The sequence below is a fragment of the Microbacterium aquilitoris genome (assembly GCF_031932285.1).
Classification (GTDB): domain Bacteria; phylum Actinomycetota; class Actinomycetes; order Actinomycetales; family Microbacteriaceae; genus Microbacterium; species Microbacterium aquilitoris.
Window position 1 is genome coordinate 630519 of sequence record NZ_JAUZVT010000002.1, and the last position, 19799, is coordinate 650317.

General features: G+C 70.4%; 21 protein-coding genes. 11 read left to right on the forward strand and 10 right to left on the reverse strand.

What is annotated here, in order from left to right; genetic code table 11:
• Positions 1-84: 84 nt before the first annotated feature.
• From Q9S78_RS09815 to Q9S78_RS09825, 3 genes are all read left to right on the forward strand, one after another.
• Positions 85-1119: a 4-hydroxy-3-methylbut-2-enyl diphosphate reductase gene (locus tag Q9S78_RS09815; protein WP_018188322.1), complete on the forward strand. Its 1035-nt coding sequence runs from the start codon at positions 85-87 to the stop codon at positions 1117-1119.
• Positions 1116-1640 (forward strand): DUF6264 family protein, encoded by a 525-nt coding sequence (locus Q9S78_RS09820; RefSeq protein WP_311870114.1) that lies wholly within the window; start codon positions 1116-1118, stop codon positions 1638-1640. Before Q9S78_RS09815 ends, Q9S78_RS09820 begins: the two co-directional genes overlap by 4 nt.
• A 110-nt stretch (positions 1641-1750) precedes the next feature.
• Positions 1751-3484, forward strand: a complete 1734-nt coding sequence (locus Q9S78_RS09825; RefSeq protein WP_311870115.1) for a peptidoglycan DD-metalloendopeptidase family protein — start codon at positions 1751-1753, stop codon at positions 3482-3484.
• 59 nt (positions 3485-3543) lie between these two features.
• Here Q9S78_RS09825 and fbaA read toward each other — a convergent pair whose 3' ends face one another.
• Entirely contained in the window at positions 3544-4575 is a 1032-nt protein-coding gene (gene fbaA, locus Q9S78_RS09830; RefSeq protein ID WP_311870116.1) for a class II fructose-bisphosphate aldolase, read from the reverse strand.
• 183 nt (positions 4576-4758) lie between these two features.
• Here fbaA and glpX point away from each other — a divergent pair, with 183 nt between their 5' ends.
• Together glpX and Q9S78_RS09840 are read left to right on the forward strand one after the other, a co-directional pair.
• Positions 4759-5748, forward strand: coding sequence for a class II fructose-bisphosphatase (gene glpX, locus Q9S78_RS09835; RefSeq protein ID WP_020097071.1), 990 nt, complete (start codon positions 4759-4761; stop codon positions 5746-5748).
• 135 nt (positions 5749-5883) lie between these two features.
• A complete protein-coding gene (locus tag Q9S78_RS09840; protein ID WP_018188317.1) occupies positions 5884-6165 on the forward strand; it encodes a hypothetical protein in 282 nt (93 codons plus the stop codon).
• On the opposite strand, the gene Q9S78_RS09845 is transcribed toward Q9S78_RS09840, so the two are convergent.
• Together Q9S78_RS09845 and Q9S78_RS09850 are read right to left on the reverse strand one after the other, a co-directional pair.
• Positions 6143-7483 carry a DNA recombination protein RmuC gene (locus Q9S78_RS09845; RefSeq protein WP_311870117.1) on the reverse strand — a complete coding sequence of 447 codons (1341 nt, stop codon included), beginning with the start codon at positions 7481-7483 and terminating at the stop codon, positions 6143-6145. The two genes, Q9S78_RS09840 and Q9S78_RS09845, sit on opposite strands and share 23 nt — an antisense overlap.
• Positions 7484-7511: 28 nt before the next feature.
• Positions 7512-8102, reverse strand: coding sequence for a 3'-5' exonuclease (locus Q9S78_RS09850; protein WP_020097073.1), 591 nt, complete (start codon positions 8100-8102; stop codon positions 7512-7514).
• Between the two features lie 110 nt (positions 8103-8212).
• Between Q9S78_RS09850 and ychF the strand changes: the two genes are divergently transcribed.
• Together ychF and Q9S78_RS09860 are read left to right on the forward strand one after the other, a co-directional pair.
• Entirely contained in the window at positions 8213-9286 is a 1074-nt protein-coding gene (ychF, locus tag Q9S78_RS09855; RefSeq protein WP_018188314.1) for a redox-regulated ATPase YchF, read from the forward strand.
• A gap of 10 nt (positions 9287-9296) precedes the next feature.
• Positions 9297-10070, forward strand: coding sequence for an alpha/beta fold hydrolase (locus tag Q9S78_RS09860; RefSeq protein WP_018188313.1), 774 nt, complete (start codon positions 9297-9299; stop codon positions 10068-10070).
• A 15-nt stretch (positions 10071-10085) separates the two neighbouring features.
• On the opposite strand, the gene Q9S78_RS09865 is transcribed toward Q9S78_RS09860, so the two are convergent.
• The gene (locus Q9S78_RS09865) at positions 10086-11018 is read right to left on the reverse strand and encodes a helix-turn-helix transcriptional regulator (protein WP_018188312.1); all 933 of its coding nucleotides are present in this window, start codon (positions 11016-11018) and stop codon (positions 10086-10088) included.
• Positions 11019-11038: 20 nt separating this feature from the next.
• The gene (locus Q9S78_RS09870) at positions 11039-11368 is read right to left on the reverse strand and encodes a DUF7882 family protein (protein ID WP_018188311.1); all 330 of its coding nucleotides are present in this window, start codon (positions 11366-11368) and stop codon (positions 11039-11041) included.
• A 145-nt stretch (positions 11369-11513) separates the two neighbouring features.
• Here Q9S78_RS09870 and Q9S78_RS09875 point away from each other — a divergent pair, with 145 nt between their 5' ends.
• Positions 11514-12437: a helix-turn-helix transcriptional regulator gene (locus tag Q9S78_RS09875; protein ID WP_311870118.1), complete on the forward strand. Its 924-nt coding sequence runs from the start codon at positions 11514-11516 to the stop codon at positions 12435-12437.
• A 10-nt stretch (positions 12438-12447) separates the two neighbouring features.
• Here the strand turns inward: Q9S78_RS09875 and Q9S78_RS09880 are convergent, their stop codons facing one another.
• Positions 12448-12639, reverse strand: a complete 192-nt coding sequence (locus Q9S78_RS09880) for a hypothetical protein (RefSeq protein ID WP_020097075.1) — start codon at positions 12637-12639, stop codon at positions 12448-12450.
• Between the two features lie 138 nt (positions 12640-12777).
• Here Q9S78_RS09880 and Q9S78_RS09885 point away from each other — a divergent pair, with 138 nt between their 5' ends.
• Complete coding sequence (locus Q9S78_RS09885) at positions 12778-13341, forward strand: copper resistance CopC family protein (protein ID WP_311870119.1); 564 nt, start codon at positions 12778-12780, stop codon at positions 13339-13341.
• Between the two features lie 30 nt (positions 13342-13371).
• Here the strand turns inward: Q9S78_RS09885 and Q9S78_RS09890 are convergent, their stop codons facing one another.
• Entirely contained in the window at positions 13372-13920 is a 549-nt protein-coding gene (locus Q9S78_RS09890) for a type 1 glutamine amidotransferase domain-containing protein (protein WP_311870120.1), read from the reverse strand.
• Between the two features lie 86 nt (positions 13921-14006).
• On the opposite strand from Q9S78_RS09890, the gene Q9S78_RS09895 reads away from it, so the two are divergent.
• A complete protein-coding gene (locus Q9S78_RS09895; protein ID WP_311870121.1) occupies positions 14007-14144 on the forward strand; it encodes a hypothetical protein in 138 nt (45 codons plus the stop codon).
• Between the two features lie 48 nt (positions 14145-14192).
• Here Q9S78_RS09895 and Q9S78_RS09900 read toward each other — a convergent pair whose 3' ends face one another.
• Positions 14193-15671 carry an MDR family MFS transporter gene (locus Q9S78_RS09900; RefSeq protein WP_020097078.1) on the reverse strand — a complete coding sequence of 493 codons (1479 nt, stop codon included), beginning with the start codon at positions 15669-15671 and terminating at the stop codon, positions 14193-14195.
• Positions 15672-15812: 141 nt separating this feature from the next.
• Here Q9S78_RS09900 and Q9S78_RS09905 point away from each other — a divergent pair, with 141 nt between their 5' ends.
• Positions 15813-17690, forward strand: a complete 1878-nt coding sequence (locus tag Q9S78_RS09905; protein WP_376716548.1) for an ABC transporter ATP-binding protein — start codon at positions 15813-15815, stop codon at positions 17688-17690.
• Positions 17691-17697: 7 nt separating this feature from the next.
• Here the strand turns inward: Q9S78_RS09905 and Q9S78_RS09910 are convergent, their stop codons facing one another.
• On the reverse strand, positions 17698-18660 hold the full coding sequence (locus tag Q9S78_RS09910) for a glycosyltransferase family 2 protein (RefSeq protein WP_311870123.1): 963 nt from the start codon (positions 18658-18660) through the stop codon (positions 17698-17700).
• Positions 18660-19799 (reverse strand): cysteine desulfurase family protein, encoded by a 1140-nt coding sequence (locus Q9S78_RS09915; protein ID WP_311870124.1) that lies wholly within the window; start codon positions 19797-19799, stop codon positions 18660-18662. Before Q9S78_RS09915 ends, Q9S78_RS09910 begins: the two co-directional genes overlap by 1 nt.

The following is a 19799-nucleotide window of genomic DNA, read 5'->3' on the forward strand; positions in this document are numbered from 1 at the left end:
GTGACCCATCTTGGCGCACACGTCCCCCACCCAGCCCGGGGTTCGTACAATCAAGGGGTGACCTCACCTGCCGTTTCGCTGCCGATGCCCCGGATCCCGGGAGCCCGCGGGCGGCTCGTCGATCTTCCCGTCCAGGGCGCCAAGCGCGTCCTCCTCGCCGCACCCCGCGGGTACTGCGCGGGTGTCGACCGTGCCGTCATCGCCGTCGAGAAGGCGCTGGAGCGGTACGGCGCCCCCGTCTACGTCCGCAAGCAGATCGTCCACAACATCCACGTCGTGACCGAGCTCGAGTCGATGGGCGCGGTCTTCGTCGACGAGGTCGACGAAGTCCCCGAGGGTGCGCACGTCGTCTTCAGCGCGCACGGGGTGTCGCCCGCCGTCGTCAACGCCGCCGCGGACCGCGGACTGCAGGCGATCGACGCCACCTGCCCTCTCGTGACGAAGGTCCACCGTGAAGCCGTCCGCTTCGCCCGCGACGACTTCGAGATCCTCCTCATCGGGCACGACGGCCACGAAGAGGTAGAGGGGACCGCCGGGGAGGCACCGGATCACGTCACCGTCGTGAACTCGCCCGACGAGGCGGACCGCGTCGTCGTGAAGGACCCCGACAAGGTCGTCTGGCTCTCGCAGACGACGCTGTCGGTCGACGAGACGATGGACACCGTCCGCCGGTTGCGAGAACGGTTCCCGAACCTGCAGGACCCCCCGTCGGACGACATCTGCTACGCGACGCAGAACCGCCAGGTCGCGATCAAGAAGGTCGCGCAGGATGCCGACCTGGTGATCGTCGTCGGCTCGGCGAACTCCTCGAACAGCGTCCGTCTCGTCGAGGTCGCCCTCGAGTACGGCGCGAAGGCGGCCTACCGCGTCGACTATTCGCACGAGATCAAGCAGGAGTGGCTCGACGGTGTCGAGACAGTCGGCGTCACGTCCGGCGCATCCGTTCCCGAGGTCCTCGTGACCGAGGTTCTCGAGGATCTCGCCGGAGCGGGCTATCGCGACGTCGCCGAGGTGAAGACCGCAGAGGAGGACCTCATGTTCTCGCTCCCGAAGGAACTGCGTCAGGACCTCGAAGGTCGCCGTGACGAGCGCGCTCTCGGGGGACGGAACCGCTCGTGAGCGAGGAACCCCGACCGCGACCGCAGTACGGGGAGTACGCGACGCCCGAGCAGCAGCGGGCGGCGATCCGTCAGCCCGAGCCGGCAGCGCCGGCACCCGTCGACGCCCCGCATCCGCCGACGGCTCCCGCCACCACTGTCGCGGCGCGCCCGACCCGGACGGCGGACCGCATCATCACCGTCGCGCTCCTGGTGTACGGGCTCGTCACCGTCGTGAGCGCGATCCCGCAACTCGTCGACTTCACCGCGTTCGCGAAGACGTGGATGGAGGTCGCGGGCGTCGAGGGCGAGTTCACCAATACGGCGCAGGGCGCGCTGTGGGGCGGCGTCGGCGCGACGGTGTTCGCCGTCGGGTGGGTGCTCACCGCCGTTCTGTCGTGGTGGTCGCTCGCACGCGGGCGAGTGAGCTGGTGGATCCCGCTCGTGGGAGCGATCGTGACGTTCGTCATCGTCAGCATCTGCCTCGTCGTGCCGCTGTTCGGCGACCCGGGGCTCGTCCGCGGACTGGCGCTCACCTCCTGAGGCCGGCGGCCCCGACCGCCGCTCCGGACGGTTGGAGAACGCCTTCCCTGCCTGATACTTTTACGGCTGCTGCGGGTTCTCCCTCGCGCGCTCATCTCGGGAGGGGAACTGTGACCGGCACACACCGGAGGTTCGCCTCCACCGCCATCGCCGTGGCCTGCACCGTCGGGCTGCTGCTCGCCTCGCCGTCGGCGGCGGCGACGGCGGCGACGCCGGCCCCGATCGCCACCCCCGCAGCGACAGCCGCCGCGCTGACGCCCGGCACCGTGGCCGTGACGGGTGCTCCCGCCGTCGGCCGCACGCTGACCGCCGCGGTCGCCGGTTTCGGGCCCGCCCCGGTCGTCCTGACCTATCAGTGGTTGCGCGGCACGGCGGCCATCCCGGGAGCCACGGCGTCGACCTACGCACTCGTCTCCGCGGATGCCGGGGCCACGGTCTCGGTCCGCGTGACCGTGTCGAAGGCGGGATACACGTCGCTCGTCCGCTCGAGCAGCGGCGTCACGGTCGAGCGCGTCCTCGGCGCGCCGTCGGGCGTCACCATCTCGGGGGCGGGAACGGTCGGGGGAACCTTCACGGCGAACCCGGGGACGTGGACGCCCGCGGGCGTGACCGTCGGGTATCAGTGGTTGCGCAACGGCGGGGTGATCCCGGGAGCGACGGCTCGCACCTACCGGATGGTTGCCGCCGATGCGGGCACGACCGTGTCCGTCCGCGTGACGGGCGTGAAGTCCGGGTACACGACCGCGTCCCGGACGTCAGGCGGGGTCGCTGTCCTCGCCTCCTTCACGACGACGCCGACGCCGACGATCTCCGGTTCCGCGACCGCGGGCGGTGTGCTCCGGGTGAACACCGGCACCTGGCAGCCTGCGCCGACGCAGTTCGGCGTCCAGTGGCGCGTCGACGGCAACCCCGTCGACGGTGCGACGGGCACGAGCTGGGAAGTGCCGACCGGGGTCGCCGGGCGGTCGGTGTCCGTCTCGGTCACGGCGTACCGCGCGAACCATCGGCCGGTCACGAAGACGTCCGCAGCGCGGTCCGTGTCGTGGTCGCTCGGGACATCCATGACCCCGGGGACGATGCTCCGGCCCGGAGTGAAGCTGACCTCTCCCGACGGTCGCTCCGCTTTCGGCATCCTCGGCGACGGCAACGTCGGCCTCACCCGCGGATACGCACTGACGAGGACCGCGAGGACCACGTTCGCCTTCGACGGCCGGCTCTCGTTCACCAAGGACGGCGAACTCCTCCTGCTGAACCAGTACGACGTCGTGCTCTGGAGCTCGCGGACGGCCGGCCTCGGAGCCACGGGCGCCGTGCTCGGCAACGACGGTGTCCTGCGCCTGGTCGACGGCAACGGAGACGATGTGTGGACGAGCGAGAAGATGGCGGCGCTGCCGGACGCGACGGGAGCCGCGGCATCCGTCCCGGGGCGCTACGGCTGGGCGTACCCGCTGCGCCCGAACGGGAAGTTCACCACCTACGCCGGCCACAGCGGCGACGACATCGCCGCTCCCACGGGGACGCCGATCTACGCGATGCGCGGCGGCACGGTCTCGGTGCGCGAGGTGTGGATCACGAGCGGATGCCCCTCGTGGGCTCCGAACAAGACGAAGCAGAAGGAGGTCGTCGTCACCTCGACCGTCGACGGCCACCGCTTCGAGCAGGTGTACGCCCACCTCAGCGCGTTCTCGGTGAAGACCGGCCAGTCCGTGGCGGCCGGGCAGCGGATCGGTTCGGTCGGCTCGACGGGCTGCTCCACCGGGCCGCACCTCCACACGGCGTTCGCCGTGGACGGGGTGCGCTACGAGCTCTACCCGCGCGACGTCCTGGGCACCGCCTCCTACTGACGCTCCGCACGACGAAGCCCCGGTCCGCAGAGAACCGGGGCTTCGTCGTACGAGGGAGGTCAGACGCCGAGCGACTTGCCCGCCGAGCCGAGCTGCTGCGTGGCGGCGACGACGCGCTGCGCCATCGCCGACTCGGCGACCTTGCCCCACGCGCGCGGGTCGTACTGCTTCTTGTTGCCGACCTCGCCGTCGAGCTTCAGGACGCCCTCGTAGTTGGCGAGCATGAAGCCGGCGACGGAGCGGGTGAAGGCGTACTGCGTGTCGGTGTCGATGTTCATCTTCACGACGCCGTTGGCGACCGCGGTGGCGATCTCATCGTCCGACGAGCCGCTGCCGCCGTGGAAGACGAGGTCGAGGGGCTTCGGGCCGGTACCGAAGTGCGCGGCGATGCCCTCCTGGATCTCACCGAGGAGCTCGGGGCGGAGCTTCACGCCGCCCGGCTTGTAGACACCGTGCACGTTGCCGAAGGTGAGGGCCGAGATGTAACGGCCGTTCTCGCCGAGACCGAGGGCCTCGACGGCCTTGGTCACGTCGGCGACGGTCGTGTAGAGCGCGTCGTTCGAGCCCTCGTGCTGGACGCCGTCCTCTTCGCCGCCGACGACGCCGACCTCGATCTCGAGGATCGCGTTGATGTTCTTCATCCGGGGGAGCAGGTCCCGTGCGATCTCGATGTTCTCGTCGAGGGGAACCGCCGAGCCGTCCCACATGTGCGACTGGAAGATCGGGTTGCGGCCCGCCTTGACCTCGGCCTCGGAGGCCTCGATGAGCGGCAGCACGAAGCCGGGGAGGGCGTCCTTCGGGCAGTGGTCGGTGTGGAGGGCGACCGTGATCGGGTAATTCTTTGCGACCTCGGTGACGTACTTGGCGAACGCCAGGGCGCCGGTCGCACGACCCTTCACCGTGTGGCCGGCGAAGTAGTCCGCGCCGCCGGTGGTGACCTGGAGGATGCCGTCGGAGCCGGCCTCGGTCAGGCCCTGGAGGACGGCGTTGATGGTCTGCGAGCTCGAGACGTTGATCGCGGGGTAGGCGAAGCCGCCTGCCTTCGCGCGCTCCAGCATGTCGGCGTACTGGTCGGGTGTGGCGACGGGCATGTCAGCTCCTCGGGAAAGTCAGTGATTCACCGCAACTCTATCGAAGGGATGCCGCTCCCTCCCGAGCCGGCACGCTCGCCAAGAAGACAGCCTCCCTTCCGGATGGGAAAGATTCCGCATTCCTTCGTCAGGCGAGGCCGGGAAACACGTGGTCGGCGGCGGCAACGGTCCTAGGCTGAGCCCATGGTGAGCCTGACTGCCGACATGAGTCCGCTGCATCCCGACCGCAACCTCGCGCTGGAGCTCGTTCGCGCGACCGAGGCAGCCGCGATCCGATCCGTTCCGTTCATCGGGCGAGGGAAGAAGGAGCTCGCCGACGGCGCCGCCGTCGACGCCATGCGGGCGTTCCTCACCACGGTGAACTTCGACGGTGTCATCGTGATCGGCGAAGGGGAGAAGGACAACGCCCCGATGCTCTTCAACGGCGAGCGTGTCGGCACGGGGCGGGGGCCGCAGTGCGACATCGCGGTCGATCCGATCGACGGCACGACGCTCACCGCGGAAGGACGCAACAACGCCCTCTCGGTGATCGCCGTGGCCGACCGCGGCGCGATGCTCGACGCCTCGACCGTCTTCTACATGGACAAGATCGTGACGGGTCCCGAGGGCGTCGGAGTGGTCGACATCCGCCTGCCGATCGCGGAGAACATCCGCCGCCTGGCGAAGGCGCTCGACAAGCCCGTCGACGAGCTCGTCGTCTCGGTGCTGAACCGCCCCCGGCACGCGCGGCTTATCGAGGAGATCCGGGATGCCGGTGCCGGCACGCGCCTCATGAGCGACGGCGACGTCGCCGGCGGCATCAACGCCGCGCGTCACAACGCGCGCACCGACATGTGCGTGGGTGTCGGCGGCAGCCCCGAGGGCATCGTCACCGCCTGCGCCATCAAGGCGCTCGGCGGCCACATCCAAGGTCGTCTGTGGGCGCGCGACGACGACGAGAAGCAGCGCGGGATCGACGCGGGCCTGAAGCTCGACGACCACGTCTACGAAGCGGATGACCTCGTCCGCGGCAACAACACGCTCTTCGTCGCGACGGGCGTCACCAACGGCGAACTCGTGGCGGGGGTGCGTCGCGCGGGTGACTTCGTCTACACCGAGAGCGTCGTGCTCCGCGGGGCATCCGGGACGCTTCGCCGCATCTCGTCGGAGCACCTCACCTCGAAGTGGCTCTGAGTCGAGTCGCTCGCCGGACGACCGCGTAGCGGACACGCGCCGGGCGTCAACCCAGGATCGCGGACGAGGCCTCTGGCACAATGGGCCGTGGTGTCAGAGATCCCCGGCACTCGCCACCGCCCCTCAGGAGTCCACATGTCCACCGCATCCAGCGATCCGCGCACGGGTCAGCTCTCGCTCACCGGTCACCTGCCCGTCACGCCGACGGGACAGATCCCGGTCGTGGGGCAGACGACAGCGGGGCCGCGTCCGGTGACGGCTCAGATCCCGGTGATCGACGACCCCGCACGTCGTCCGGACGTGCTGTTGCGTCGACGGATGCCTCCCGGGCACGAGATCAGCGCATGGTGGATGATCGGCGCGTTCGTGGCGGTGTCACTGGGCGTCGTCGGCCTCATGACGTTCTTCCCCTCCTGAGCTCACCCTCGTCGGTCAACCGGTCGCGGAGAGCTCCGAGGTCGGCCGACGTGTGCGCGGAACCGTCACCGCGCTCGACTCCGTCGAGGAGTTCGGGAGCGGTCAGCCGTCTCGTCGTGGATTCGATGGGACGCGGTGTCGACAGCGTGTCGAGTTGGGTGTCGTCGATGCCGGGGAACCGCCGTGCGCTGACGAGCACCCGCGTCTCGAGGGAGCCCGCGAAGCGGTTGTAGCTGTCGATTGTCCGTTCGATGGCGCGGCGGAGATCGTCGGCGTGGCCGGCGAGCGACCCGAGCCGGTGGTACAGCTCGTTGCCCAGATCGAACAGCCGGCGCGCTTCGGTCGACACGTCCTGCTGCGTCCACGTGTAGGCCACCGTCTTGAGGACCGCCCAGAGGTTCACGGGGGACGCGAGCGCGACCCTCCGTCCGAACGCGTACTCCAGCAGGGCGGGATCCTCTTCGAGGGCCGCCGCGAGGAGGGACTCGCTCGGGATGAAGCAGACGACGAACTCGGGGCTCGACGGCATCCCCGCCCAGTAGCGCTTCTTCGCGAGAGCGTCGATGTGGGCGCGGACCGCGGCGACGTGCTTCGCGAGCAGGCGGCTGCGCCGTGCACCCTCTTCGCCCACCGCCGTGACGGGGATCGCGCTGGCTTCGAGATAGGCGTCGAACGGCGCCTTCGCATCGACGGCCAGGGCCTTCTCGCCGGGGAGGCGCACGATGAGGTCGGGGCGACCGCTGCCGGCGTCGGAGGAGATCGAGGCCTGCGTGTCGAAATCGACGTAGCGGGTGAGGCCGGCGGACTCGACGATGCGGCGCAGCTGCGTCTCGCCCCAGACACCGCGCGTCCCATTGGAGCGGAGGGCGCCCGCCAGCGACTCCGTCGTGGCTCGCAGCGCCTCGTCCGACTCCTGCGACCGTCGCAGCTGCTCGGCGAGCGAGCCGAACTGCTCCTGCCGGTCGCGTTCGAGGTGATCCACCTTCTGCTGCATCGCCGTCAGGGTCTCCTGCACGGGGGCGAGGGCGCGGAGCACCGTCTGCTCGCGACGCTCCCGCTCGTCCCGAGCCGCCTGCTCGGCGTGCACCCGGCTCGTGACCTCTCGGTGAAGAGCCCGCTGCTGGTCAAGTTGGGTCTGCAGCGCGTCCCGTGCCGCCTCGGCGGCCGAGGCGCGCGCCTGCAGGTCCGTGCGGCGGTTCGCTTCACGAGCGGCGACGAACGCACCGGCGGCCAGGGCGCCGGCGATCAGGCAGATCACGGCGAGCACGGTGGCGAAAGCGGCATCCATGACGTTCATCGTGCCCGAGGGGTCGGACATCGCCCCGTCGCCGCGCGGCGGCAGGGCCTCAGGACGCGGAGGCGGGTACCGGCTGCGGGATCTGCGGGATGCGGACGCCGAGCAGCATCGCGAGCTCGACGAGGTCGCCGGCACCGGCTCGCGCGCCCGCATCGATGACGATCTGTGCGCACGCCAGGGCATCGGCGGTCGCGTCGTGGTGGGCGAAGTCGAGGTGACCGGCGGCCGCCGCGACGAACGGCAGGCGATAGGACGGCAGGTCGTAGGTCTTCCGTGCGACGTGCAGGCTGCACAGGTAGCGCGCGGGCGGGGCGACGTGTCCCGTCACCTCGCAGGCGCTGCGCAGCACCCGCATGTCGAACCCCGCGTTGTGGGCGACGAGGATGTCGTCGCCGACGAAGTCGAGGAGGCGCGGCAACTGCTCGACCCACGTCGCGGCTGATGCGACGTCGCTCTCTCGGATGCCGTGGATGCCGACGTTGATCTCGAAGAACCGGTCGTGACCCGCGGGAGGGCGGATGAGCCAGCCCTCGGAGGCGACGACGCGGCCGTCGCGGACCCGGGCGAGCCCCACCGCGCAGGCCGAGGCGTTCGAGGAGTTCGCCGTCTCGAAGTCGATCGCGGTGAAGTCCAGGCCCATGTGATCCACCTTCACCGCCGATCCCGACGGGGATGCGGAGGCGCGCCGCCGCCGGTCCGGACCGGCGGACCGCACGGCGGCGGCCCGCCCGCCGCGTAGAGTGGATGCCCGTGGCTCTCACCATCGGAATCGTCGGACTGCCCAACGTCGGCAAGTCCACCCTCTTCAACGCCCTCACCAAGAACGACGTGCTCGCGGCGAACTACCCGTTCGCGACGATCGAGCCGAACGTCGGCGTGGTGAACCTGCCGGACCCGCGTCTGGACGTGCTCGCCGGGATCTTCTCCTCGGAGCGCATCCTCCCCGCGACGGTCTCGTTCGTCGACATCGCCGGTATCGTCCGCGGTGCGAGCGAGGGTGAGGGCCTCGGCAACAAGTTCCTCGCCAACATCCGCGAGGCCGACGCCATCGCGCAGGTGGTCCGCGGCTTCGCCGACGACGACGTCGTCCACGTCGACGGGGCCGTGAACCCGAAGAACGACATGGAGACGATCAACGCGGAGCTCCAGCTCGCCGACCTCGAGACGCTGGAGAAGGCGATCACGCGGTACGAGAAGGAGGTCCGCGGCAAGAAGCTCGACCCCTCGGTGCTCGAGACCGCGAAGGCCGCGCAGGACGCCCTCCAGCGCGGTGAGCTCCTCGCCGCATCCGGCATCGACCTCGCCCCCATTCGCGAGCTCGGCCTGCTCAGCGCCAAGCCGTTCATCTTCGTCTTCAACGTGGACGAGGCCGTCCTGATGGATGCTGCCCGCAAGGCGGAACTCGCCGCCCTCGTCGCGCCCGCTCAGGCCGTCTTCCTCGACGCGAAGATCGAGTCGGAGCTCGCCGAGCTCGACCCGGAGGACGCCGCGGAGATGCTCGCGTCGACCGGTCAGGAGGAATCCGGCCTCGACCAGCTCGCCCGCGTCGGGTTCGACACCTTGGGCCTGCAGACGTATCTGACGGCCGGCCCCAAAGAGGCCCGTGCCTGGACCATCGGAAAGGGCTGGAAGGCGCCGCAGGCTGCGGGCGTCATCCACACCGATTTCGAGAAGGGCTTCATCAAGGCCGAGGTCATCTCGTTCGAGGACCTCGTCGCGACCGGCTCGGTCCAGGAGGCCCGCGCCAAGGGCAAGGCGCGCCTCGAGGGCAAGGACTACGTCATGCAGGACGGCGACGTCGTCGAGTTCCGTTTCAACAACTGAGGATCCTCCCATGACACAGATTCAGCGCCAGGTGTTCGACGCCGAGGCTCGTGCCATCCCGTTCATCGACGAGGGAGAGGGTCCCGCTCTCGTCCTCATCCCCGCGCAGGGTCTCGACGTCGCCTACCTCGGCGGCCTCGCGAGCATCCTCGAGGAGGAGGGGTTCCGGATCGTCCGCATCGGCTCCCGCCGTCCCGGCGGCGCCGCGGCGTCCATGCACGATCTCGCGCAGGATGTCGTCGACGTCCTCGACCACCTCGGGGTCGGCTCCGCGTGGATCGGCGGTCACGCCTTCGGCGGCGCCGTCGCGCGCACCGTGGCGCTCGATCACCCCGGTCGCGCCAGCGGCGTGCTCCTGCTCGGCGTCGAAGCGGCCCGCGCCCTCGATGACGACGCGGCCCGTGCCCTGCACAGCGCCTTCTCCGCCCCCGTGGACGCGCCGGACACCGACGCCGTCCGCGCCCTGGTCGGGCCCGGGATCTCCATCCCGGTGGCCTGGGATGTCTTCGCGCGGTCGCGCGACCTCGACGTCGAGGAACTCCAGAGCGCCGCGCTCGCCTCGACGCCGGTCGCCGAATGGGCGAGCCTCGCGTCGTCGTTGCCGATCCTCATCATCCAGGGCGCCGTGGACCCGATCACGCCGCCCGCGAACGGCGATGACCTCCAGGCGACCGCAGCAGACCGGACGAGCGTCGTCCGTCTGCCGGATGCGGGACACCTGTTCCCGATGACGCATCCCGGTGAGACGGCGTTCCAGATCGAGGACTACCTCGGCTGGGATTGACGCCCGCGGCGCCGGTCAGCGGCGAAGCGTCTCGTGGGGGAGTTCCCCGAACTCCGCCCGGTAGTGCTGAGCGAACCTCGGGAGGTGGGCGAACCCCCACCGTCGGGCGATCTCTGCGACGGTGATCGCCTCGGCATCCGCTGACGTCAGGTCGCGGTTCACAGCCACGAGCCGAGCCGCACGGACGTACGACGCGGGCGTCACGCCCAGCGTCCGCTGGAAGGCGCTTTGGAGGCCCCTGACGCTGAGACGGGCCGCGGCGGCGATGTCGGCGACGCTGAGCGGCTCGCCGAGGTGGTCGTCGATGAAGTCCGTCGCACGGGTGACGGCCGCGGAGCCGCCAGTCGACTCGCCCGTTTCGGCGTCGATGCCGAAGGTGCTGACCGTCGCGGCGAAGACGGCGTCGACGGCAGCCTGTCGGATGAGGTCGTTGCGAAGGAGGGTTTCGTCGTCGAAGATCCGACTCACATGAGCGATCGTCGCCTCCCAGTGGTCCTGCAGGTCCGACGTGAGGGCGCCCCGATGCGGGAAGCGTCCGGCGGAGCTGAGGTCACGGCCCGAGAACGCTCCGAGCGCCGCGAGATCGAGGCCGATGGCCTCCGCATCGGCCGTCGAGGACCATGTCTCGGCTGAGCCGGGCGTCAGGAGGAAGGGGGCACTGACGTCCAGAGGTGAGTCGTTGCTCACGGCGCGGACCCCGCCGCTGGCGACGCGACCCACGGCGACGTATCCCGACACGTCGACGTGCGCGTGGAGGAAGCCCGTGGTGCGGAGCCGGGTGAGTCTGAGCCTGTCGTCCCCGAGGGTCCGCTGATGCAGTGAGAAGGCCGAATCCGCCTCGCGGATGGTCACGCCCGAGGCGACATGACGGAGCGCCTCTCCGGCGGACTTGATGTCGAACGCCTCGCGCGTCGTGTCGAGGACGCGGGAGGCGCCGTCAGCTGGCATGCCTCATCTTCTCGACCTCATCAGATGGATCCGCTGGATGCCGGCACCGAGGCGCCCTGCGGCTCGGGCACGACGTACAGGCCCGTCGGGGAGTTCGCGACGTGGCTCAGCGCGTCGAGCCAGGCGGGGTTGAGCGAAGGCTGTCGGCTGCCGAAGTACTGCCAGTGCAGGTCTGCACCAGGATGCAGCCACACGACCTGACGCCCGTCGCCGAGGCTCTGATCGTTCCGCCACATGAATGTGAACGCTTCGCCGCGGCGCAGCTTCGTGGTGATGACCAGCTGCAGGTGCGCCAGCAGGCGATCCTCGAAGTCGGCTCGGATGCGGTCGTTGTAGATGAACTTGCCCACGGGGTCCTTTCGGGGTTCGTGATATCCATTATGCGCACATCATCCGTAATACGCAGTATCAGAGTCGTCCCGAGATGCACCGCGGGACGTACCCTGGGAACGAGGGTCCCGTCGGACCGCAGTCGACAGGGGAGAGAAGGACAGCGTGCCCGCGCTCCGTGAGCATTTCCGCTCCGCCGATCTCGGTGAGGCGGAGGCCTACATCACCCGCAGTTACGGGAGCGTCGATCTCGACGCACAAGACCTCACGTTCGAGGAATCGAGCGTCGGGGACGAGCGATTCGCGCTGCGGCGGCTGAACATCGGTGGCGGGTACAGCGCGGAGTGCGACCTCGACGCGATCATCGTGGTGCACAGCGACGCACGGTACGAGTGGGAGATCGACGGCGAACGCGGCGACGCGGCGGATCCCGTCCTCTTCCAACCCGGATCGACCCTCGCCTGCCGCCTCCAGGACACTCGCGTGCAGGTGGTCGCGTTGCCGATGGACGCGTTGACGGACCTCGCCCGGACCGTCTACAACGATGACACCCTCGCGGTACGTTTCGACGGCACGCGTCCCGCCGACCCGACGCTCCTGCGTGCCTGGCGATCGGCGTCCGCTCTGGCGTTCTCCGCTGAGGCGACTCTCGACAACGATCTCGCGCGCGCCTCCATGTTCCGCTCGATCGCGGTGTCGACGCTCGAAGCGTTCCCGCTCATCGGCGATCGCGCCCAGCGCGTGGAGAGCGTCGCCCAGCAGCAGCGGGCCTACCGCGCTGCGGTGTCGTTCTTCGAGCAGAACGCCTCACTCCCGATCACGGTCGACGACGCGGCGGCGGCGGCCGGTGTCGGAAGCGGTGCGCTCCGACGCGCATTCCGGGCGCACTCTGTCGCGGGGCGCTCTCCACTGGAACACCTCACGGCCGTCCGACTGGACGCCGCCCACGCAGACATCGTCGGAACCGCGATGGGGTCGGTCGACGATCTGAGTGAGATCGCGTCGCGGTGGGGGTTCACGGAGGAGGGGCTCCGTCGGCATCACCTGGCCGCGTACGGCACCCGCCCCGAGGATCTGCTCGGCGTCTGACGCTCCAGCCCTACTCCGCGTCGGCTTCGGGCTGCCCCTGTCCGGGTCCCGGACGGAACGCGGCATCGTCGGCGATGTCGACCCGGGTGACGCCATCGTGCTCCGTCACCAGATAATGCGCCTCGGCGGAGGGGGCGCCCCGGTCCTCGGGACCCTCCACGTCGGGGGCGAGGTCTTCGGGTCCGCTGTCGGTCGTGTCCATCTCGGTGTCCTTCCGGTGGGTTCGGTCGTCACGATAGATGCCGCGCCGAGGCGGTGCTCGGGGCTTGCTCCGGACCGGGACCCCGGGTAAGCCGCCGCGAGGCAGGCGACGCACAGGCGGGGATGGCAGGCTGGACGCATGCCCGTCGCCTCGCCGCCTCCGACGTCCGTTCGATCCGCGTGGTCCCGTATCGCCGCGTTCTCGGCCGGTCTCGCGGCACTCCTCATCTTCACGGTCGCCGGCCCCGCGTCCGCGCACGACGAACTCCTCGGCAGCACGCCCTCGCCGAACGAGCAGCTGAGCACGGCCCCCACATCGGTCGTCCTCACCTACTCCGCCGCGATCCTGCACGAGGGGGCCGAGATCGTCGTGCTGGATGCCTCGGGCAAGGACTGGACCGACGGGGACCCCGCCATCGACACGAACACGCTCACCGTCCCCGTCGCCTCGGGCATGCCCGAGGCGGGGTACCTCGTGGAGTGGCGGGTCGTCTCCAGCGACGGTCACCCGATCAGCGGCACGATCCCCTTCGCGGTCGGCGACGCGACGCCTCTGCAGTCCTCGCAGGCGACCCCGGATGCCGGTGGTGACGGCATCTCTGTGGTGCCGTTCGTCGTGGGCGGCATCGTGGTCGTGGTCGTCGTCGCGGTGGTCGTCGCGATCGCGGTGGCCCGTCGACGCACGACGCCCCCGCGCGACTGAGTCGCGGCCGGGGGCGTCGAGCGCGGGGGATCAGACGGTCTGCGCCGCGTGACGTCCTTCGGCGATCTCCTCGACCAGCTTGGCGTTGAAGGCCGGCAGGTCGTCGGGCGTGCGGCTCGAGACGAGCCCGGCGTCGACGACGACCTCTTCGTCGTGCCAGGTGGCCCCGGCGTTGACGAGGTCGGTGTGCAGGCTCGGGTAGCTCGTGAGCGTGCGACCCCCGAGGACGTCCGCCTCGACGAGCAGCCACGCCGCGTGGCAGATCGCCCCGACCGGCTTGTGCTGGGCGAAGAAGTCGCGGGCGAAGCGCACGGCCGAGGCATCCAGTCGGAGGTCGTCGGCGTTCACGACGCCTCCGGGGAGGACGAGCGCGTCGTACTCGGCTGCGTCGGCGTCGTCGGAGGTGACGTCGACGCGCTGCTCGTGCCCTTTCTTGCCGGTGATGCTGCCCGAGTCGGGAGCGATCATGATCGCTGCGGCCCCGGCATCCGTCACGGCCTGCCAGGGGGAGGTCAGTTCGCTGTCTTCGAATCCATCGGTCGCGAGGAAGGCGACGCGCTTTCCGGTGAGGGTGCTCATGCCCTCGACGCTAAGCGGCGCGGCGCGGGAGGTTCAGGCCCTTGACCCCTGAGCCGGTGCCGGTTACGCGGCGTAGCATGGACGGCATGGCCACCTCGAACCTGCCGACCCCGTCCCTGCAGCCGATCTCGACGCTGTCGAACGTGACGGAGGACACGGACGCCCTCGAACTCCTGGACGAGGGCGCATCGTGCTGCGGCGGGGGCTGCTGCAGCACCAACTGACCCGCGCTGCCTCAGCCTGAGGCGGCCTGAGGCGTCGCTTCGCCGCGGTCAGTGCGCGAGCGCAGGGGCTCCGTCCGCGTCGGTCTCGGCGGGCTTGCGGACGAACAGGGCGAGCCCGACCGCTGCGGTCGCGACGATGGCCCCGACCACGAACGCCGCGTGGACGCCGTCCGCCTTCGCGAGCACCTCATCGGTCCCGTCCGCCATCCGCGCGGCGGTGGTCACGGTCATGATCGTCACGAAGAGCGCGGTCCCGGCAGCACCGGCGACCTGCTGGAGAGTCCCCACGGTCGCCGACCCGTACGGGTAGAACCGGCGGGGAAGTGAGCCGAGCGCCGAGGTCAGCAGTGGCGTGAACGTCAGGCCGAGTCCGAGGTTCAGGGCGAGGTGCACCGCGATGACGAAGGGCACCCCGGTGTTCACGTCGAACAGCGTCATGCCCCACAGGGCGGCGGCCGCGATGATCATGCCGGGGATCACCAGGGGCGTGGGGCCGAAACGGTCGAAGGCGTTGCCGACGAACGGCGCCATGACACCCATCAGGATGCCGCCGGGAAGCAGCATGAGCCCGATGCCGAGGACGTCGAGGCCGAGCACCTGCTGCAGGTAGATCGGCAGCAGGACGATGGAGCCGAACAGCGCCGCGAAGACCACGACCACCAGCACGACCGCCAGCGAGAAGGTCCGGGTCTGGAACGTGCGGAGGTCGAGGAGTGCACTGTCGGTCTTCTGCAGGTGCAGCTGGCGCAGCACGAACAGGACGAGGGCCACGGCGCCGACCGCGAGGGGGATCGCGACGGGGATGGGAGCGTGCCCCGACGCGGACTCGCCGATCGCGCTGAAGGCGTAGATGAGCCCGCCGAAGCCGAGCGCGGACAGCGGAACGGAGAGGACGTCGAAGCGGGCGTCGGCGCGCGTCTCGGTGACGTTCTTCACCCAGACCGCGCCGAGGGCGATCGCGATGAGGGCGATGGGGAGCATCACCCAGAAGATCGCGTGCCAGGTCAGCGTCGACAGGATCAGACCCGAGACCGTGGGTCCGATCGCGGGGGCGACGGCGATGACCACGGTGATGGTGCCCATCATCCGGCCGCGGTGAGACGGCGGGACGATGTTGAGGACCGTCGTGAACAGCAGCGGCATCATGATCGCGGTGCCGCTCGCCTGCACGATGCGCCCCGCGAGGAGGAACCCGAAGTCGGGGGCGAGGGCGGCGATCAGAGTGCCCGCCGCGAACAGGCTCATGGCGGTGAAGAAGACCGTGCGGAGGGGGAAGCGCTCGAGCAGGAAACCGGTCAGCGGGATGACGACCGCCATCGTCAGGAGGAAGCCCGTCGTGAGCCACTGGCCGGTGGCGACGGTGATCCCGAGGTCGGCGACGATGTCGGTCAGGGCGACGCTCATGGTCGTCTCGTTCAGGATGACGACGAAGGCGGCGACGACGAGCAGGGCGATGACCGGCCCGGTCCGGCGCGGAGCCGACTCGGACGAGAGGGTGGGCGTGGAGGCGGTGTCCGACAGGGGCACGTGAGTCCTTCGACAGAGGGGCGGGGCAGCTGGCGCGAGAGAGCGCATGCGACGCGGGTCGTTCAGCCTAACCGGCGCGCACCGCCGCGCATTCCCGCGCGGCCGGTGGTGTCGCGGCGGGGCTAGGGTGACGGGATGAGCATGGGCGGACCCGGAGGCGGTCGCGGCGGGTTCCGCGCTGTCGACGAGGTGGCGCAGCGAGAGCGCAACGCGTCGGCTCCCCGCATCCCGGATCTCGGTCGACGCGTGGTCGCCCTCTTCCGTCCCTACCGTCGCCGGTTGGTCGTCACGGCGATCCTCGTGGTCCTCGGTGCGGCGGTCGGGGTGATCCCGCCGCTGCTCGTCCAGCGCATCTTCGACGACGCGCTCTTCCCCGTCGACGGGTCGGCGCCGCAGCTTGGGCTCCTGGGCGTCCTGGTCCTCTCGATGATCGGGCTGTTCGTCCTCGGCGCGGCGCTCGGGATCGCGCAGACCTGGCTCACCTCGACCGTCGGCAACCAGGTGACGGGAGACCTGCGGGTGCGCATGTTCGCCCACCTGCAGGCCATGGACCTCGGCTTCTTCACCCGGACGAAGACGGGCGTCATCCAGTCGCGGCTGCAGAACGACGTGGGCGGGGTGTCCGGCGTCCTCACCAACACGGTCACGAGCATCCTCGGCAACACGGTCACGGTGATCTCCGCGCTCGTCGCGATGCTCCTCATCGACGTCCGGCTGACCCTCATCGCCGTCGTCATGATGCCCGTGCTGATCCTCGTGCAGCGACGCGTCGGTCAGGTGCGCGCGCGCATCGCCGGACAGACGCAGGAGTCCCTGTCGGAGCTCAGCGCCATCACGCAGGAGACCCTGAGCGTCTCCGGCATCCTGCTGTCGAAGTCCTTCAACCGCCAGCGGGCCGAGTCCGACCGTTACGCCACCGAGAACCGTACGCAGATCGGGCTGCAAGTGCGGCAGGCGATGAGCGGGCAGGGCTTCTTCGCCGTCGTGCAGATCATCATGTCGTCGGTCCCGGCGATCATCTACCTCGTCGCGGGCTTCTTCATCGCGGGGGACGCCGTGCCCATCACCGCGGGCGCGGTCGTCGCCTTCACGACGGTGCAGGCGCGTCTTCTCATGCCGCTCATGGGGCTCATGCGCGTCGCATTGGACGTGCAGACCTCGCGGGCACTGTTCGCCCGCATCTTCGAGTACCTTGACCTGCGGCCGGCGATCGCCGACACCGCGGCCGCGGTCGACGTCGCGGACGCACCCGGCCCGGTCGGGCGGATCGAGTTCCGGGGCGTGTCGTTCCGGTATCCGGATGCCGGCCCCGACAGCCCGGCAACACTCGACGGCGTGTCCTTCGTCGCCGAGCCGGGGCAGCATGTCGCGTTCGTGGGGCCGTCCGGTGCCGGCAAGACGACGATCCTGTACCTGGCGCCGCGGCTCTACGAGCCCACCGCGGGGACGGTCCTGTTCGCCGGAGCCGACCTGCGCTCGCTCGCGCAGGCGTCGGTGATCGACCGCATCGGGATCGTGTCGCAGGAGACCTACCTCTTCCATGCGACGATCCGCGACAACCTGCGGTACGCGAGGCCAGACGCGACGGATGCCGAGATCGAGGCGGCGTGCATCGCCGCCAACATCCACCACGTCATCGCCGGCTTCGAGGACGGGTACGACACCGTCGTGGGAGAGCGCGGATACCGCCTGTCGGGCGGCGAGAAGCAGCGGATCGCGATCGCCCGCGTGCTGCTGAAGGACCCGCCGGTGCTGCTGCTCGACGAGGCGACCTCCGCGCTCGACACCGTCTCGGAGCGGGTCGTCCAAGAGGCGATCGACGAGGCGGCGCGGGGCCGGACGACACTGTCGATCGCGCATCGACTGTCGACCGTGATCGCCGCCGACGTCATCCACGTCGTCGAGGCGGGGCGCATCGTCGAATCCGGCACCCACGCCGAGTTGCTGGCCGCCGGCGGCCTCTATGCAGAGCTCGCCGCGCAACAGGTCGCGGCGGGCCGGATCGAGGGCGCGGGCTAGAGCGCGCTCACCACCCGCTCGCGGCGGTCACGAGCGGAGCGGATGACTCGTCGACCGTCACGCCCTCGCGCGCGGCGCGATCGGCGAGATCGCGTGTGAAGGCGCCGAGCAGCTGCCGGTACGCGTCGTCGGGGTGATGCTCGGCGACCCGGACGAGGCCCGGGACGTCCATGTCGAGGATGAGGCGGACGCGGGAGCGAGCGGCGGCCGGGTATCCGGCGGTGTCGAGGACGTCGATCCCGCCGCGCATCCCATCGAGGTAGTCCCGCAGCACCGACACGGCGTGACGGCGCTGGGTGATCGAGGTGCCGTCGGCGCGCTCGCGCCAATGGACGACGACGTCGGGGACCACGTCGATCGCCGAGGCGGCGACGTACATCTGCTGCGCGACCACCTGGTCCTCGTAGGCGCGCTCCTCGGTGAAGCGGAGTCCTGCGCGACGCCAGAGGTCGGTGCGGCTCACCTTCGACCAGGCGACGATGTTCCCCGACACGTCGGGGTGGTCTGCGAGGGTCGTGCGTCGCCGGCCGGGGGAGGTGGATGCCGCGACCCACGGCTGGACGACACCGGGGGAGTAGTGACCGGCGGCATCCGCGCGCAACCGCACGTAGGCGCCGACGGCGATGTCGCTGCCGGAGTCCTCGAGGCTGCCGACGAGCAGGTCCAGCGCCCCGGGGGTCATGACGTCGTCGGCGTCGAAGAACCCGACGTAGGGGGTGTCGACGAGGGCGAGCGCCTCGTTGCGCGAGGCGCCGAGTCCCTGCGCGACCTCGTGGCGCAAGAGCGTGAAGCGCGGGTCGTCGGCGGCGGTGGCGGCGAAGATCTCCGCCGTCGCGTCGCGGGAGGCGTCGTCGACGAGGAGGGCGCGGAAATCCGTACGCGTCTGTGCGCGCAGGGAGGCGAGGGCTTCCTCGGCGAACGCGCCGACGTCGCGTCCGGGCACGATCACGGTGACGGTCGGGGTGCTCATCACCGCGATCGTACCGCCGCGACCGATGCGGCGACCGCGTCGGCGAGGGGCACCGGGTCGATCTCGGCGCGGTGCCCGAAGCTGAACCGGACCGACGTCTGCGCGACCTCGGGGGCGACGCCGAGAGCGAGGAGGACGTGCGACGGCTCGTCGCTGCCGGCCGCGCACGCGGATCCGCTCGAAGAGACGACACCGCGACGCTCGAGCTCGAGGAGGACCGCCTCTCCGCTGACCCCGGCGAAGGTGAAGCTGGCCGTCCCGGGGAGCCGGCGCGACGGATGCCCCGTGAGACGGGCCTCGGGGACGAGGGCGAGCACGCGCTCGGTGACAGCCTGTCGGAGCGCCGAGACCCGCTCCGACGACGTTCCGCGTTCCCGTTCGGCGAGCTCGAGGGCGACCGCCAGTCCCACGGCGCCCGCGACGTTCTGCGTGCCGCTGCGGCGATCGCGCTCCTGGCCGCCCCCGTGGAGGAGCGGTTCCAGGGGGATGCGGCCGCGGATCGCGAGTGCTCCGATGCCCTGCGGTGCGCCGATCTTGTGGCCGGCGATCGACAGAGCGTCGGCGCCGGTTCCCGCGAGGGGGAGCCAACCGGCGGCCTGAACGGCGTCGAGGTGGAAGGGGACGCGTGCGTTCGCCGTGACGGCGGCGAGGCGGGCGGCATCCTGCACCGTCCCGATCTCGTTGTTCGCGTAGCCGAGCGACACGAGCGCCGTGTCGTCGCGCAGCGCGTCGGCGAGGACCTCGGGGGAGACGAGGCCGTCCGCATCGACCGGGAGTCGCGTGACCGCCGTGCCGTGGACCCGTTCGAGGTAGTCGACGGAGGCGAGGATCGATTCGTGCTCCACAGCGCTCGTCACGACGTGTCCGGGACGGCCGTGACGGAGGAGTCCCGCGAGGACGACACCCTTGATCGCGAGGTTGTTCGCCTCCGTCGCGCCCGAGGTGAAGATCACGTCGCCCGGTCGCATCCCGAGGACGGTCGCGACGCGACGTCGCGCATCGGCGAGGACGGCGGCGGCGTCCTCTCCGACCGTGTGGTGGCTCGACGGGTTGCCGTAGCGCTCGCCGAGGAAGGGCAGCATCGCCTCCCGCACCTCGGGACGGACGGGGCCCGTCGCCGCGTGATCGAGGTAGAGCAC